At 41.9% G+C, this 14,982-nt stretch carries 12 protein-coding genes and 4 tRNA genes; 5 read left to right on the top strand and 11 right to left on the bottom strand.

Going from position 1 to position 14,982, the window contains the following annotated elements; genetic code table 11:
• Nucleotides 1-17 precede the first annotated feature (17 nt).
• Nucleotides 18-404, top strand: a complete 387-nt coding sequence (locus ABZA00_RS03895; protein WP_372880833.1) for an RNA-binding S4 domain-containing protein — start codon at nucleotides 18-20, stop codon at nucleotides 402-404.
• A gap of 24 nt (nucleotides 405-428) precedes the next feature.
• Here ABZA00_RS03895 and ABZA00_RS03890 read toward each other — a convergent pair whose 3' ends face one another.
• From ABZA00_RS03890 to uvrA, 3 genes are all read right to left on the bottom strand, one after another.
• On the bottom strand, nucleotides 429-1,076 hold the full coding sequence (locus ABZA00_RS03890; RefSeq protein WP_372880832.1) for a lytic transglycosylase domain-containing protein: 648 nt from the start codon (nucleotides 1,074-1,076) through the stop codon (nucleotides 429-431).
• A 22-nt stretch (nucleotides 1,077-1,098) separates the two neighbouring features.
• A complete protein-coding gene (locus ABZA00_RS03885; protein ID WP_372880831.1) occupies nucleotides 1,099-2,847 on the bottom strand; it encodes a PglL family O-oligosaccharyltransferase in 1,749 nt (582 codons plus the stop codon).
• A gap of 307 nt (nucleotides 2,848-3,154) precedes the next feature.
• On the bottom strand, nucleotides 3,155-5,986 hold the full coding sequence (gene uvrA, locus ABZA00_RS03880; RefSeq protein ID WP_372880830.1) for an excinuclease ABC subunit UvrA: 2,832 nt from the start codon (nucleotides 5,984-5,986) through the stop codon (nucleotides 3,155-3,157).
• A 534-nt stretch (nucleotides 5,987-6,520) separates the two neighbouring features.
• Here uvrA and ABZA00_RS03875 point away from each other — a divergent pair.
• Both ABZA00_RS03875 and fbaA read left to right on the top strand, forming a co-directional pair.
• On the top strand, nucleotides 6,521-7,693 hold the full coding sequence (locus tag ABZA00_RS03875) for a phosphoglycerate kinase (protein WP_372880829.1): 1,173 nt from the start codon (nucleotides 6,521-6,523) through the stop codon (nucleotides 7,691-7,693).
• Between the two features lie 126 nt (nucleotides 7,694-7,819).
• The gene (gene fbaA, locus ABZA00_RS03870) at nucleotides 7,820-8,896 is read left to right on the top strand and encodes a class II fructose-bisphosphate aldolase (RefSeq protein ID WP_372880828.1); all 1,077 of its coding nucleotides are present in this window, start codon (nucleotides 7,820-7,822) and stop codon (nucleotides 8,894-8,896) included.
• Between the two features lie 119 nt (nucleotides 8,897-9,015).
• Here the strand turns inward: fbaA and ABZA00_RS03865 are convergent, their stop codons facing one another.
• Nucleotides 9,016-9,204: a hypothetical protein gene (locus ABZA00_RS03865; protein ID WP_372880827.1), complete on the bottom strand. Its 189-nt coding sequence runs from the start codon at nucleotides 9,202-9,204 to the stop codon at nucleotides 9,016-9,018.
• Nucleotides 9,205-9,282: 78 nt separating this feature from the next.
• Between ABZA00_RS03865 and ABZA00_RS03860 the strand changes: the two genes are divergently transcribed.
• Nucleotides 9,283-9,975 carry an SIMPL domain-containing protein gene (locus ABZA00_RS03860; protein WP_372880826.1) on the top strand — a complete coding sequence of 231 codons (693 nt, stop codon included), beginning with the start codon at nucleotides 9,283-9,285 and terminating at the stop codon, nucleotides 9,973-9,975.
• Here ABZA00_RS03860 and ABZA00_RS03855 read toward each other — a convergent pair.
• From ABZA00_RS03855 to mutY, 7 genes are all read right to left on the bottom strand, one after another.
• On the bottom strand, nucleotides 9,962-10,807 hold the full coding sequence (locus ABZA00_RS03855; protein WP_372880825.1) for an S-adenosylmethionine decarboxylase: 846 nt from the start codon (nucleotides 10,805-10,807) through the stop codon (nucleotides 9,962-9,964). The two genes, ABZA00_RS03860 and ABZA00_RS03855, sit on opposite strands and share 14 nt — an antisense overlap.
• 310 nt (nucleotides 10,808-11,117) lie before the next feature.
• Nucleotides 11,118-11,193 (bottom strand) — tRNA-Phe (locus tag ABZA00_RS03850).
• Nucleotides 11,194-11,782: 589 nt separating this feature from the next.
• Nucleotides 11,783-11,858: transfer RNA gene (locus ABZA00_RS03845), tRNA-Phe, on the bottom strand.
• Nucleotides 11,859-11,914: 56 nt separating this feature from the next.
• Nucleotides 11,915-11,990 (bottom strand) — tRNA-Thr (locus ABZA00_RS03840).
• A gap of 82 nt (nucleotides 11,991-12,072) precedes the next feature.
• A tRNA-Phe gene (locus ABZA00_RS03835) sits at nucleotides 12,073-12,148 on the bottom strand.
• Nucleotides 12,149-12,279: 131 nt separating this feature from the next.
• Nucleotides 12,280-12,549, bottom strand: coding sequence for an oxidative damage protection protein (locus tag ABZA00_RS03830; RefSeq protein WP_372880824.1), 270 nt, complete (start codon nucleotides 12,547-12,549; stop codon nucleotides 12,280-12,282).
• A gap of 13 nt (nucleotides 12,550-12,562) precedes the next feature.
• A complete protein-coding gene (gene mutY / locus ABZA00_RS03825; RefSeq protein WP_372880823.1) occupies nucleotides 12,563-13,636 on the bottom strand; it encodes an A/G-specific adenine glycosylase in 1,074 nt (357 codons plus the stop codon).
• Between the two features lie 293 nt (nucleotides 13,637-13,929).
• Here mutY and trmB point away from each other — a divergent pair, with 293 nt between their 5' ends.
• The gene (gene trmB / locus ABZA00_RS03820) at nucleotides 13,930-14,664 is read left to right on the top strand and encodes a tRNA (guanosine(46)-N7)-methyltransferase TrmB (protein WP_372880822.1); all 735 of its coding nucleotides are present in this window, start codon (nucleotides 13,930-13,932) and stop codon (nucleotides 14,662-14,664) included.
• Nucleotides 14,665-14,982 lie beyond the last annotated feature (318 nt).

Below are 14,982 nucleotides of genomic sequence, written 5' to 3'. Positions count from 1 at the left end.
CAATTGAAGAGAACGCTATGTCTGAGCATGAGCAGGAAATTTACGCGACCCTGGTAGAAATTAACCAGGAGCCGACCGAGCTTTATAAAATCCTGAAATTTGAAAGCCTGGTGTCAGGCGGTGGCGAGGCTAAGCAGGTGATCGCCGAAGGTTATGTCTTTTTAAACGGTGAAGTTGAAACCCAAAAACGTAAAAAAGTCTACGCGGGTGATCTTATCAGTTTTAATGAGCAGCATTATCAGATAGTTTTAAAAGGACAAACGGACGGTTATGAAGTTGTTGAGCCGGACGTTGTTGAACATAGCAGAGAAGCTCACGACGCTGTGAAAAGCAAGCCCAGTAAAGAGGCTCAATCTGAAAAGAGTAAAGCAGTTAAAAAACCGCGTAAACCAATCAGTTTTTAGCCGGTTAATAAAGAATGGGAATTTTTATAGGTTATTGCGGTAATACCAATAAAACCCCATGACTTTATCAACATATTGCTCAGTCTCCGGGTATGGCGGAATTTGCTGGTTATAGCGCCTTACCGTCCCCTCACCCGCATTGTATGCAGCTAATGCCAGCTCTTTCGTTTTAAACTCCTGCAGCAGTTTATACAGATATTCTGTTCCGCCATGGATACTCTGCTCCGGATCAAAGGGGTTATTGACACCAAAACGCTCAGCCGTGGCCGGCATCAGCTGCATTAAGCCCAGTGCGCCCGCAGATGATACCGCGTTAAGCTGATAGCTGGATTCCGCGGTGATCACTGCATGAATAAAAGATGGCTCCAATTGATATTTTTCAGCGGCCTGCACTATAATAGGGTGGTATTTTTTTTGTAAAATGGTGTGATTGGGTGCTTTCTCATTAGTAAAATACTTACGTTTTTTTGTATTGAATGAGTTGCTGGTGGTATTGGAATCACTTTTTAAGATTAAACGATATTCCGGCGTCAGCTGACGTTCATCAAAGTGTTTATTGCCATTTTTATCAACGAACAGATAAATATCGGCAAAAACAGCATTAGCGAGCAGTAAGCAGGCTAATGCTGTGATCCTGATTGTCCATTTCAGATAACTATTCGGTTGTTCCATAACCAATTTATCACTCTATTAATTATTCAGTTAGTTGTGAATCTAGCGCCTTTTCTTCTTTAAAACTGGCCAGTGAAGATTGAGCAGAACTGCTTGCTGCTGCCTCACTTTTTTGTTTCTCTACAGCGGCTAATTGCTGATCATTGGGATACAAATAGCGAGCATACTCTAGGGTTTGCTGCGCCTGCTCCGGCTGATTGTTATTCAGGTAAGCAAGATAAAGAATAAGATAAAAAAACGATCTTGGCTTGCTTTCAATAGTTTTTTCTGTCCAATTTATTATTTTTTCAATCTCTTCCTGATTATTCATCTGGATTGCAACGGCTAAACGGAAATTATTAAGATGAAATTCGAAGCGATCTTCATAGACCAATGGGTTAACCACATCCAGCAGTAGTTGAATATTGGGCTCTTTACTGCGCTCAAAAGCGGTTATTTTTGACATGGTATGTAAGTTACTGATCATAAAAAGAGTCGCGCCGATGGGGATTAATAGTGCAAAGGCACGCAATGCAAAGGTTAACCTGAACATTTTTTGTCGACTGTTTTCAGATTGTGAGTCAATATAAAAAACCAATAGTAACAATACTAGCCAATGTAATGCCGAATGGTAAAGCGGGTACTCTGTTTGTGTATGTAAGGAAATTGGAACGACAAGGGCCAATAAAGCCATCGCATGGGTGAACTTAAAAGGGCGTAACAGACGAATAAATCCGATAACCAATAAAAATATTGCAATTAAGGGTACAACTCCACCTTCAACGGCCCAGAATAAAATATCGTTATGGGGATGAGTAAGGTGAGCGTGTTCAGGCTTTGATTTGTTATTTTTAACCCGCTCTGCGGTATTCATTAAATAGTTTTTTTCAAATCCACCGTAACCATATCCTATTAGAGGGTGCTTTTTGATCATATCCCAACTGTTACTATAATGAACTAAGCGGCCGCCACCTTCGGTCATATTATCAATATTTCTTTTAGCTAAGATATCTTCGCCTTTTGTCGAGGCTAAACCTAGGCCTAATAAAATAGCGAGAATAAATATTCCGAGTTTTTGCTTATTGGTTTGCCATGCCCAAGGAAAAAATAAGACAAGTGCGATCAAAGCACCTAGATAGCCACTTCGAGATACAGAAATTGTAATTACCCACATATTAAGCAGGGCAGTTAAAAGATAAAAAATTTGTAATTTTTTATCTTTGCTTTGCTGTAATAAATATCCGGCTAAAATCAGAGTCGTTGCCATAAAGCTGGCCAAAACATTAGGTTGCTGGAAAATACCATAGGGGCGGCCGTAACCTATATCATAGCCAAGGAGATTATCAGCGGGCAGAAGATAATCCTGGGTTAGACTGTAGCAAGCTTGTAAAAACCCCGCGAGTACAATCAGTGCTAGAAGTCGCTCTATATTGCGGCGTGTGAACTGCAACTGCTGCAGACTAATAAATAACAAAAAACCAGCAAAAAGCCCCAGTAAACGGGTATAACTTTGATCGGCCAGTTGGTTATTGGGGTACAACAGTGGAATACAAAAAAGCAGTATTGCGCTTAAAAAGACTAGGGTAAAACGGCTATAGAATATTTTTTCCTGCAGGGTTATTTGCCATAACCCTAAGCCAATTAAGGCTGAAAAAAAGATCCAGACTACGTTATTCTGCGCTAATTCCAGGCCGCTGCCACCCTGATTATGCTGAAAGTAGTGGGCTCCCAGCCCCATTAAAAGTGCAAAAGTCACAACAAATGCACGGGTTAATTTTTTTTGTAAATCCATTTATCAACTGCTCTCTTTTTATATTATTAACATTTATGCTTAGGCGTTCTTGAGTAGCACTCTAATTCAGCCGGTATCCATTACATTGATTTTACTCAACCTGCTGATTTTAAGATTAAGTTTCGGAGAGGGGGCTTTCTTTTGAGTGGACTAAAGTCCACGCCCCGAAAAACCTCAACTGTTGTTCAATTCGTTCTGCGTTCCAAAAATTAAAATTGCGCAAGCAAGTAAGGCTGCGCAGTTTAGTAGCAATTATTCATTGTAACTCAGCTGAACAATAGTGGTAATTAAATATGCGTTTGCCTTGTCAGCCTGTTTTTTTGTTTAATAGGTTTTTTAAAAACTGTCCGGTATAACTGCCCGGTACCTTAACAACCTCTTCCGGTGTGCCGGTAGCGATAATTTCGCCGCCGCCATTACCGCCTTCGGGGCCTAAATCAACGATCCAGTCCGCTGTTTTAATTACATCAAGGTTATGTTCAATAATAACAATGGTATTACCATGGTCACGCAGAGTATGGATGACTTTTAACAGCTGGGCAATGTCATGGAAGTGCAAACCCGTGGTGGGCTCATCAAGAATATACAGGGTTTTACCCGTATCACGTTTTGACAGCTCTTTTGCCAGTTTTACCCGCTGCGCCTCTCCGCCGGAAAGGGTGGTTGCAGCTTGCCCTAAACGAATATAGGAGAGGCCGACATCCATCAGTGTTTGTAATTTGCGGGCAATAACCGGTACCGGTTCAAAAAAGCGGAAGGCATCTTCAACTGTCATCTCCAGGGTTTCATGAATATTTTTACCTTTGTATTTAACCGCCAAGGTTTCGCGGTTGTAACGTTTTCCCTGACAGGTATCACAGGGTACGTAGACATCGGGTAGGAAGTGCATCTCAACTTTAATCACCCCGTCACCCTGACAGGCTTCACAGCGGCCTCCCTTGACGTTAAAGCTGAAACGCCCGGGTTTATATCCGCGCGCCCGTGATTCTGACGTGGCGGCAAACAGTTCGCGAATAGGGGTGAAGATACCGGTATAAGTGGCCGGGTTTGAACGCGGCGTTCTTCCGATCGGGCTCTGGTTGATATCAACCACTTTATCCAGATGAGAAAGGCCGGTTATTTTTTTATAGGGCGAAGGCTGAATGGTGGTCGCTTTGTTTAATACGGTTTGTGCAAGCGGGTATAGTGTATCGTTAATTAACGTTGATTTACCCGAGCCTGAAACGCCGGTGATACAGGTTAATACACCAACGGGTATCTCAAGGTTGACCGATTTTAAGTTGTTGCCTGTCGCCTCGGTTAATTTAATCCATTTGTCGGTAAGGGGAGTGCGAACTTCGGGTACTGCAATGGATTTACGGCCGCTGAGATAATCGGCAGTTAATGAATTTTTGGCTTTAACAATGCTTTTATAATTACCTTCAGCGATTACAAAACCGCCATGAATGCCCGCGCCGGGGCCGATATCAATAATATGATCGGCAAGACGGATAGCATCTTCATCATGCTCTACCACAATCACGGTATTGCCAAGGTCGCGGAGATGAGTCAGGGTTTTCAGCAGGCGCTCATTATCGCGCTGATGCAGACCAATAGAGGGCTCATCTAAGACATACATTACCCCCATTAAGCCCGCGCCAATCTGGCTGGCCAGTCGAATACGCTGAGCTTCACCACCGGACAGGGTTTCAGCACTGCGCTCCAGGCTAAGGTAATTAAGACCGACATTCACTAAAAAGCTGAGACGCTCTAAAATCTCTTTAAGAATTTTTTCCGCTATTTTCGCTTTTTGTCCCTGCAGTTTGATCTCGGCAAAAAAAGACTGCGCTTCGGCAATGGATAACTGGGAGATGTAGGGCAAGTTCACATCGTTAATAAACACATGCCGGGAGGATTCTTGTAAACGCGAACCTCCGCACTCAGAGCAGGGCTGGCGGTTCATATATTTAGCCAGATATTCACGCATTGCGCTGGATTCTGTTTCGCGGTAACGGCGGGTGCGGTTGGGAATGACCCCTTCAAACTGATGTAAACGCGAGACAATATCGCCCTTATCATTGCTGTAGGAAAAGGCGATTTTATCTTTACCCGAGCCGTATAATACAACCTGCTGCTGCTGCTTGCTAAGGTTTTCAAAAGGAGTATCAACTGAAAAACCGTAATGATCACAGACTGCAACTAGCATCTGAAAATAATAATTGGCTTTGCTGCTCCAACCCTCAATTGCACCCTCAGCCAGGCTTAACGCCGGATTACTTACCACCAGCTTAGGATCAAAATATTGCTCAATGCCCAGTCCGTCACAGGTTGAGCAGGCACCGGCAGGGTTATTAAAGGAAAAGATGCGCGGCTCTAATTCAGCAATACTGTAACCACAATGCGGACAGGCAAAATTAGCAGAGAAAAGCTGTTCCGGTTTATCTTCATCCATAAAGGCGACAACAGCCGAGCCGTTGCTTAAACTCAAGGTTGTTTCAACAGATTCTGCCAACCGCTGTTTCAGGTCATCGCGCACTTTAAAACGGTCCACAACCACTTCAATAGTATGTTTTTTATGTAAAGCTAATTTAGGCGGATCGCTCAAATCACAAATATCACCATCAACACGCGCCCGTAAAAAGCCCTGTGCAGCGAGGCTGGAAAAGGTTTTAACATGCTCCCCTTTACGCTCTTTGATAATAGGCGCAAGCAGCATCATTTTACTGCCGCTGGGGTTACTGAGAATCTCATCAACCATCTGACTGACGGTTTGCGCATTCAGAGTGACATTATGGGTCGGGCAGCGCGGATCACCGATCCGGGCAAAGAGAAGGCGCAGATAGTCATAAATTTCGGTGATGGTGCCGACGGTCGAGCGCGGGTTATGCGATGTTGATTTCTGTTCAATGGAAATCGCCGGCGATAACCCTTCAATGTGTTCAACATCGGGTTTTTCCATTAAAGAGAGAAACTGCCGGGCATAAGCAGAAAGCGATTCAACATATCGGCGCTGGCCTTCGGCATACAGGGTATCAAAGGCTAATGATGACTTTCCGGAACCTGACAGCCCGGTAATAACAATCAGTTTATCACGCGGAATAGAGAGATCTATATTTTTAAGGTTGTGGGTTTTGGCGCCATGAATTTCAATGCTGCTCATCTTTGCTCTCTGCTTTAAATAACAAACTATTTGGACGAAGAGTTATTATTACATATTCTTAACAAACAACGAAAAATCCGTTGATTATTTCTTCGTTGTCTGAATTTTTACAATCGAGGTTTAGCTATGGCAGATCCGCATATCAAAGCAGATGCTGCTCTTTAGTAGCTTTAGGAAAGATAAGTTGCTGTACATTAAAGCTTATGAGAAAGGGCAAATAAGCTGAAAAAAGTTTGCAACAAAACAAAATACCCCATTTATGCATCGGCGAATTTATAAAACGTTCATTTTTTCAACTGTTTTGTGAAAAAAATCACGGAAAATGATATAAATCAACTCCCTTATAATGGAAAAAGGTAAATTAGCTGACCATTGAGATCGTAGTAATAAAAACTTTCGTCTATAATGCTGTCGCTAAAACAAGTTGAAGCAATAAATGTTTACTATAAAGCAGTGTTATAACTAGGTCTGGATGAATGTTCAGGCAATAAGATCAGAATTCTATAGTTTTAAAATCAAATGAGAGGACTCATCATGTCAGTAAAAAAAATGGTAGATCAAGATTTAGCAGGCAAACGTGTATTTATTCGCCAAGATCTTAATGTGCCTATTAAAGATGGTAAAGTAACATCTGATGCGCGTATCCGTGCGTCAATTCCAACAATCAAATTAGCGTTAGAAAAAGGCGCTAAACTGATGATTACTTCTCACCTGGGCCGTCCTGTTGAAGGTGGCACAGCTGAAGAGAATGCTGCATTCTCTCTACAACCTGTTGTTGATTACTTAAATGAAGCACTAGATGTGCCTGTTCGTTTAGCGACTGACTACCTAAACGGTCTGGAAGTTAACGAAGGTGAAGTCGTTGTTCTTGAAAACGTTCGTTTTAACAAAGGCGAAAAGAAAAACGAAGAAACGCTATCTAAGCAACTTGCTGCACTTTGTGACGTTTACGTTATGGATGCATTCGGTACGGCTCACCGTGCTCAAGCTTCTACTCACGGTATCGGTCAATTTGCGCCAATCGCATGTGCTGGCCCGCTACTTGCTGCTGAACTTGAAGCTTTAGGTAAAGCGATGGACAATCCAGCTCGTCCATTAGTTGCAATCGTTGGTGGTTCTAAAGTATCTACTAAACTGACTGTACTTGAGTCTTTATCTAAAATTGCTGACCAACTAGTTGTTGGTGGTGGTATTGCCAATACATTTATTGCCGCTCAAGGCCACAATGTTGGTAAATCACTATACGAAGCAGACTTAGTTGGTACAGCTAAGAAATTAATGGAAGAGTGTGCAATTCCAGTTGCAACTGATGTTGCTTGTGCAAAAGCATTCGATGAAAACGCAGAAGCTGAAATCAAAAACGTTGCAGACGTTCAAGATGACGACATGATCTTTGACTTAGGTCCAGACAGCATTGCAGCACTTGCTAAAATCCTTAAAGATGCAAAAACAATCCTTTGGAACGGCCCGGTTGGCGTATTTGAATTCAAAAACTTCGAAGCGGGTACTGCCGGTATATCTAAAGCAATTGCTGAATCTCCAGCATTCTCTGTAGCGGGTGGTGGTGATACACTGGCTGCGATTGATAAATTCGGTATCACAGCAGATGTTTCTTACATCTCTACAGGCGGCGGTGCTTTCCTTGAGTTTGTTGAAGGTAAAAAACTTCCAGCAGTGGAAATGTTAGAGTCTCGTGCAAACGATTAATTTATTATTAAAAGCGAGATAATATCTCGCTTTTTTTTATTGCGTGTTTTTTATCAAATTTTTGTGTAGAATGACGCGCGAAATTAAACAGTATTTAATTTAACTAAAATAGATAGGAAATATCTCATGACTAAGATTTTAGACGTTGTAAAACCTGGTGTTATCACTGGTGATGATGTTCAGAAAGTATTTGCAGTTGCAAAAGAACACAAATTTGCACTTCCAGCGGTAAACGTTGTTGGTTCTGATTCAATCAACGCAGTACTTGAAGCAGCAGCTAAAGTTAAAGCGCCTGTTGTTGTTCAGTTCTCTAACGGCGGTGCAGCATTTAACGCAGGTAAAGGTCTTAAACTTGAAGGTCAAGAAGCAGCTATTCTTGGTGCAGTTTCAGGTGCAAAACACGTTCACGCAATGGCTGAAGCTTACGGTGTGCCAGTTATTCTTCATACTGACCATGCAGCTAAAAAACTGCTTCCTTGGATTGACGGACTACTAACTGCATCTGAAGAGCACTTCGCTGCAACTGGTAAACCTCTTTTCTCTTCACACATGATCGACCTTTCTGAAGAGCCTCTAGAAGAAAATATCGCAACTTGTGCTAAATACTTAGAGCGTATGTCTAAAATGGGCATGACGTTAGAAATCGAACTAGGTTGTACTGGTGGTGAAGAAGACGGCGTTGATAACACAGATATGGATGCGTCTTTACTGTACACGCAACCTTCTGAAGTTGATTACGCATACGTTGAATTATCAAAAGTTAGCCCACGTTTCACTATTGCGGCTTCTTTCGGTAACGTACACGGTGTTTACAAGCCAGGTAACGTTAAACTAACGCCAACTATCCTACGTGATTCTCAAGCATATGTTTCTGAAAAACACGGTGTTCCAGCTAACACATTAAACTTCGTATTCCACGGTGGTTCTGGTTCAACTGAAGCTGAAATCCAAGAGTCTATCGGTTACGGTGTTATCAAAATGAACATCGATACAGATACACAGTGGGCATGTTGGGACGGTATCCGTACTTACGAAGCTAAAAACCATGATTTCCTACAAGGTCAAATCGGTAACCCAACGGGTGAAGACGCGCCTAACAAGAAATACTACGATCCACGCGTTTGGTTACGTGCTGGTCAAGAGTCAATGGTTGCTCGTCTTGAGAAAGCATTTGCTGACCTTAACGCAGTCGACGTTTTATAATTTAATTAGCCTGTCTGACGGCAGGCAAGTTAAATTTATTTAGCCAGCTTAACCGCTGGCTTTTTTTTGCCTGAAATAAAGTACCGATGCAACTAATACCAAATCCGATAATTATCTATTCATTTATGCTTGTTAAAATGAATGCTAGCTTCGTTATTGATTTGATTTATAACATCCTGTTCTTCACCACTTCGTGGCCAGCTAAAGCTGTTCAAAATCGTCCCATACGATTTTGTGTAATTAGAACAACTAGTTACTGCAATCAATGCCTTGCTTTCATCCATTTTTCCTACGCCAAAATAGATCATCTAATTAACGGAATTGGTATAACTTAACCAGATCCTGTCATAAACTTATCAATTGACTGCATCATTCAGGGAGTTTCTATGCGCTATTTAACATATACAATGCTGGTTATTATTACGACTTTTTCTCTGGGCTGTTTTGCCAATATAAATCCTTTACCTGATAAACCATACCTTGCTGTTACCGGCAGTGCACAAGTTGAAGTGCAGCCGGATCAGGTGCTTATTCAATTTAAGGCGACGGCGATGCAAGATACAGTAGAGGCGGCAAAACAGAAAGTTGATCTGCAGGTTGCTGCACTATTACTGAATTTGGAAAAAGCGGGATTTGAGCAAAGCGTACTGGAGAGGGGAAATATCAGTACCAGAGAGCAATATCAATACGTACAAAATCAGCGCACCCTGCAGGGGATAAGTGCGGCACGTGATCTGACTTATCTGTTAACGGACCTTTCTAAAGTGAATCAATTTTTGGAGTCTGTCACAGCGGCAAATATCAATGCTATTCAACAAATGCACTACGGCCTGCAGTCACCGCAGCAATGGTTGTTGAAAGCTCGCCAGCTCGCGGTTCAGGACTCTCTGGAGAAAGCTGCAAGCCTGGCATCAGCTTATCAGGCGAAGTTAGATAAAATTTATTCTATTAATTATCAGCAACAGCATGCCCAACCGATAATGATGCGGGCAATGAGTGAAAAACCCGGCGAAAACAGTTATCAGGTTAACAAGATTAAAATCAGTGATCAGGTACAGGCGGTATTTACGCTTGAATAGCGTACCTATTGAGCAGGACAGGAGCAACGCTGATCTCCAAGCCTTGCCCGGATTTATGCTGAAAATGCATCAGGTTGCTTTGTTGCGGCTCGAACAGGCTATGCAGGTGTTCAATAAAGGGCTGCATTGTTTCTCCGGTAAAGCTGCTTTCTACGCTTAAATAGGTGCTTAATTTTTCCGGGGTAATATGGATAGTCAGATAGTGCGCACCTGTTATTGCATTTAATGAGTAACCTTTTGGGCTGAAGGTAAACTGGTCTATCTGCAGGTGAGGGAAAAACGTCAATAGCGCTAATGTTGATCCAATAAGTTGTTCGCTCGCGCTGCCTGACTGCAGTACATCGGCAAAATCTCCGCGCAAGCCATGCAGCATTAATATTTGTTTGCTCTTTACAGCTCCTCTCGCAGCTTCTCCGAATATAAACAGGTCCCCGCGATAGTTTCCCTGCCAATGCTTAGTTTCCCCCTGTAAATGTGTTTTTAACAGCTGTGTGTCCTGTGCAAAACTACTTTTTTGTAAATCAGGCAACAGGGGCTGATGGCGATGAAAGAGCAGGGACTGGATATACTCTCTGCCTGCCTTTTTTTGGAAAAATTGTGCGGCTTTTACCAGATGAGTATTTCCGCAGGTGATCATCAATAATCTGTCCTGCCAGATAAACAGGCTCGACTCTGATAGCAGATAAGCCTTGAGCTGCTTATTTTTTATCTTGGAGATAATAAAGGCATCCGCCTGCTGCACCATTTTTTGCCAGAAATCATCAGGAAAGGTGAATAAATCAACCCCTTTTACACAAATATCTAAGCGTTTTTCGCTACCTTCATAAAACATCTAATTAACCTGCAGTTGAGCGAATATTATTAACGAGGAAAAAATCGGGATAAAAATTGTTGCAACGTCGGTTAACAAAACCTGCATAGTAACTCCCTGATTATTCTTGATGGTTGTTATTATTGCCATCTTGCAGGAAGAGTACAATTGAAAAATGCACTATCTGTGAGAAGCTGAATCTTAATAGCAATTGGATTAATTAAATGATCTGTTGAGGCGTTTTTTAAACAACTTGTAAAGGTCAGCGTTAGATATAAAGCTACGAATATAAAAAAGCCCCTAGAGCTTTCACTCTAAGGGCTTAAAATGATGGTGCTTCGTCCCGGAATTGAACCAGGGACACGAGGATTTTCAATCCTCTGCTCTACCGACTGAGCTAACGAAGCAGGAACGATGCGTATTAAATAGATTTTACTCCCGGCCGTCAACTACTATCCGCATAAATATCTGGTTAACCTCACTTATTAAAATTGAAAATAACCGCGTTGTTTCCAATTCCAATAGCCAACCACTATATTTGACTGCGTCAAACAGTACGTGCTGCAAAATATTGACCTGTGCTTATTTGCATCTGGAAGTAACATGGGTATATGCCAAAGGAACTAATAAAGGTGCTCAGTCTGGCTTGCTAAAATCAACCCTGACTGCGTTGTGAGTTTGATTCAGAACATCCTTTTCCTGTGCGATTTGTGACCATTTAATTAAGCGGAATGCTATCATACCAATCTAAATAACCTCAACTCTGGATAATGAAAGCGTCATTGCTTTTAATATCATAATGTTAACGTTTTATATTATACAGTGCCGTTAGTTTCGTGTAGTTCAAGGCGAATCATCGTAGCAATAGCCGGCTATTGGTAGATGATTTACTTACTTAGATTGGTATAAATCTTAATGGGGGCTTTTAGACAAAAATTTTAAAGTATGACGGATACAAAAAAGCCCCTAGAGCTTTCACTCTAAGGGCTTAAATGATGGTGCTTCGTCCCGGAATTGAACCAGGGACACGAGGATTTTCAATCCTCTGCTCTACCGACTGAGCTAACGAAGCAAAACTTTTCTTGTTCTTTTAAAACAAGCTTCTTTAACAATCAAAGAAGTAATTAATGGTGCCGACTACCGGAATCGAACTGGTGACCTACTGATTACAAGTCAGTTGCTCTACCGACTGAGCTAAGTCGGCACACGAAACCGTGTGCAAGTTATAACTGGCATTTTTGCTATAACCTTTGTCTTATTGAATTTTCATTCTCTAAAACTAAATATGGTGCTTCGTCCCGGAATTGAACCAGGGACACGAGGATTTTCAATCCTCTGCTCTACCGACTGAGCTAACGAAGCGGAACGAGGCGTATTAAATAGATTTTCGCCTCGACCGTCAACTACTTTCTGTATATTTATTTTGTTTTTCTTCTGTTTGCTCGCACTTTGAACGTTATTCGCTTTATTTGTGAGCGCTAGGACTTAGGGGGTTATTTTTTAGGCGTGTAACCTTCGATTTCGACGTCTTTGTTTTCAAAAAGATAACCAATCATTGCGTCCTCAACAATTTTCCTATCTTCAGCTTTCATTAAATTTAATTTTTTTTCATTGATTAACATTGTTTGTTTACGTTGCCACTCTGCCCAAGCCTCCTGGCTGATATTATCAAAGATACGTTTTCCCAATTCGCCCGGAATTAATTGAAAGGCTAAGCCCGGTGCTTCTTTTTTTAAATAACTGCAAAATACCATTCTGGTCATCTGTTTGTTCCTTTTAGTAGTTTTTGTTAACCGTGGTTATAATTTTTTTTGTTGCGGCTGCTAATCCGACTTTTTGCGGGTGCTGCAAGTTATAGCAAAGCACATCACTTTCTTCCATTACTTGTTTTGTTTCTATGATCTCCACATCAATTAACAGAGGAGTAATATCAAAATGGAAATGGCTGAAGGTATGCCGAAATGCCGGCAATACTCTCTTGTCAAACTGTTCAATACCCTGCTGGTGAAGATCCGCAAGACATAAAGCTTCATTTTCATATTCAGGAAAACACCATAACCCTCCCCATATCCCCGCAGGGGGGCGCTGTTTTAAACGCAGGGTTGTACCATTTTCCCGCAGTACCAGCATCACCGCAGTTTTCACCGGAATCTTCTTTTTGGCTTTGGGGGTGGGATAATCCCGTACCGTGTCATTTGCCAGTGCCAAACAGTCCAGCTGCACCGGGCATTCTGTACAATTGGCTTTACTGCGTGTGCAGACCATGGCGCCCATATCCATCATTGCCTGATTAAAAATATTGGTCTGTTTTGCCGGTGTGAGTTTTTCCGCCAGTTGCCAGAGCCTGTTTTCAACGGCCTTTTCCCCCGTCCAACCTTCGATGGTTTGGTGTCGGGTTAATACCCGTTTAACGTTACCGTCTAAAATCGCAAAGTTTTTATCTAAAGTGAGGGATAAAATTGCGCCAGCGGTGGAACGTCCTATGCCGGGTAGATTAACGACCTGGTCAAACTCTTCAGGAAACTTTCCTGCATAATTATCCCGGATATACTGCGCGGCTTTATGTAAATTACGCGCTCTGGCGTAATAGCCCAATCCGGTCCAGTGATGCAACACTTCGTCCAAAGGTGCATTGGCAAGGTAAGTGATGGTCGGAAATGAGCGCATAAACTTTTTAAAATAGGGGATCACTGTCGCAACCTGAGTCTGCTGCAGCATTACCTCGCTTACCCAGGTTTTATAAAGACTTTTATCTTGCTGCCAGGGTAATGTCTTACGGCCAAATTGTTCATGCCATGCAATAATACGCTGGCTAAAGTTTTCATGATTCACAACAAACTCTTTCATCATTTTAGATACTCTGTATAGGAGCGGCGAGCATAACAGAGTTGCTTTGAAAATATAACGCCACAAATATTAGGTAGTTAATTGACTGAAATAACAGCAGGCTAAAACAACTTAAAATCAATCGGTTATGCGTTACATATGGTGCCGTTTGTGGTAACTGTTTGATTGTAAGGTTTTTTTTGTTTTTTTGCGTTTGCAGATAATAGTCGAAAGCAGCAAAGGATAAAGTCGATCCATTGGCGCAGAATATTGCTATAATGGCCGGCTATAAATGACCCCGTAATTAAGGTACAAAAATGACTGAACAAGAAAATTCAGCAAAGACAGAAAACAGTGAACCTGTCGAAAAACAGAAACATATGCGTAAAATTCGCTCTTTCGTAAAACGGGAAGGGCGGATGACCAACCGACAGCAGACTGCTATCGATACCCTGTGGGCAACCATGGGCGTCGACTATCAGGACAAATTAATTGATTTTAAAGAATTATTTGGACGCGAAGCGCCGGTGGTATTAGAAATCGGTTTCGGTATGGGGAAATCATTAATTGAAATGGCACAAAATGCACCGGAAAAAAACTTTCTCGGCATTGAAGTACATGGTCCCGGCGTGGGGGCTTGTCTTGCAGATGCCGGAGAAGCCGGTGTTAGCAATTTACGCCTGATCAATCATGATGCAGTTGAAGTGTTGGAAAAGATGATTCCGGAAAAAAGCCTGGCGACTTTCCAGCTTTATTTCCCGGATCCATGGCACAAAGCGCGTCATAATAAGCGCCGTATTGTGCAGCCTGCATTTATTGAAAATATGCGTCATAAACTGGCCATTGGCGGTGTTATTCATATGGCGACGGACTGGGAAAACTATGCTGAGCATATGCTGGAAGTGATGCAGGGCGCAACGGATTTTAAAAATCTAAGCAGCACGGGAGATTATGTAGAACGTCCGGAGTGGCGTCCTCTGACTAAATTTGAAAACCGCGGTAATAACCTCGGGCACGGCGTTTGGGATCTGCTCTTTGAACGTATTCGTTAATCTTTATAAAACAATCGCATAGCTAGCCATTAGTGTTGAATGCGAGTTGTCGGGCAGGTAAATCTGCTTTTAGAAAGCGGGTAATGCGAAAGTGCTACCCGCTTTTTTAAAAGGTGCTGTGAATTAATTCACTTTTATACCCATGTTATACCAAATCCGATAATTATCTGTTCATTTATGCTTGTTAAAATGAATGCTAGCTAGACATAAAACTACGTTTTAGTCTTTGTTATTGATTTTGTAATTAGAACAACTAGTTACTGCAATCAATGCCTTGCTTTCATCCATTTTTCCTACGCCTAAATAGATCATCTAATT

This window comes from Psychromonas sp. (genome assembly GCF_041586535.1).
Classification (GTDB): domain Bacteria; phylum Pseudomonadota; class Gammaproteobacteria; order Enterobacterales; family Psychromonadaceae; genus Psychromonas.
This window is presented reverse-complemented; position numbering and strand designations above follow the sequence as displayed.

Coding starts and splice junctions, on each gene's coding strand:
- ABZA00_RS03895 (WP_372880833.1), top strand. CDS start 18: ATGTCTGAGCATGAGCAGGAAATTTACGCGACCCTGGTAGAAATTAAC.
- ABZA00_RS03890 (WP_372880832.1), bottom strand. CDS start 1,076: ATGGAACAACCGAATAGTTATCTGAAATGGACAATCAGGATCACAGCA.
- ABZA00_RS03885 (WP_372880831.1), bottom strand. CDS start 2,847: ATGGATTTACAAAAAAAATTAACCCGTGCATTTGTTGTGACTTTTGCA.
- uvrA (WP_372880830.1), bottom strand. CDS start 5,986: ATGAGCAGCATTGAAATTCATGGCGCCAAAACCCACAACCTTAAAAAT.
- ABZA00_RS03875 (WP_372880829.1), top strand. CDS start 6,521: ATGTCAGTAAAAAAAATGGTAGATCAAGATTTAGCAGGCAAACGTGTA.
- fbaA (WP_372880828.1), top strand. CDS start 7,820: ATGACTAAGATTTTAGACGTTGTAAAACCTGGTGTTATCACTGGTGAT.
- ABZA00_RS03865 (WP_372880827.1), bottom strand. CDS start 9,204: ATGATCTATTTTGGCGTAGGAAAAATGGATGAAAGCAAGGCATTGATT.
- ABZA00_RS03860 (WP_372880826.1), top strand. CDS start 9,283: ATGCGCTATTTAACATATACAATGCTGGTTATTATTACGACTTTTTCT.
- ABZA00_RS03855 (WP_372880825.1), bottom strand. CDS start 10,807: ATGTTTTATGAAGGTAGCGAAAAACGCTTAGATATTTGTGTAAAAGGG.
- ABZA00_RS03830 (WP_372880824.1), bottom strand. CDS start 12,549: ATGACCAGAATGGTATTTTGCAGTTATTTAAAAAAAGAAGCACCGGGC.
- mutY (WP_372880823.1), bottom strand. CDS start 13,636: ATGATGAAAGAGTTTGTTGTGAATCATGAAAACTTTAGCCAGCGTATT.
- trmB (WP_372880822.1), top strand. CDS start 13,930: ATGACTGAACAAGAAAATTCAGCAAAGACAGAAAACAGTGAACCTGTC.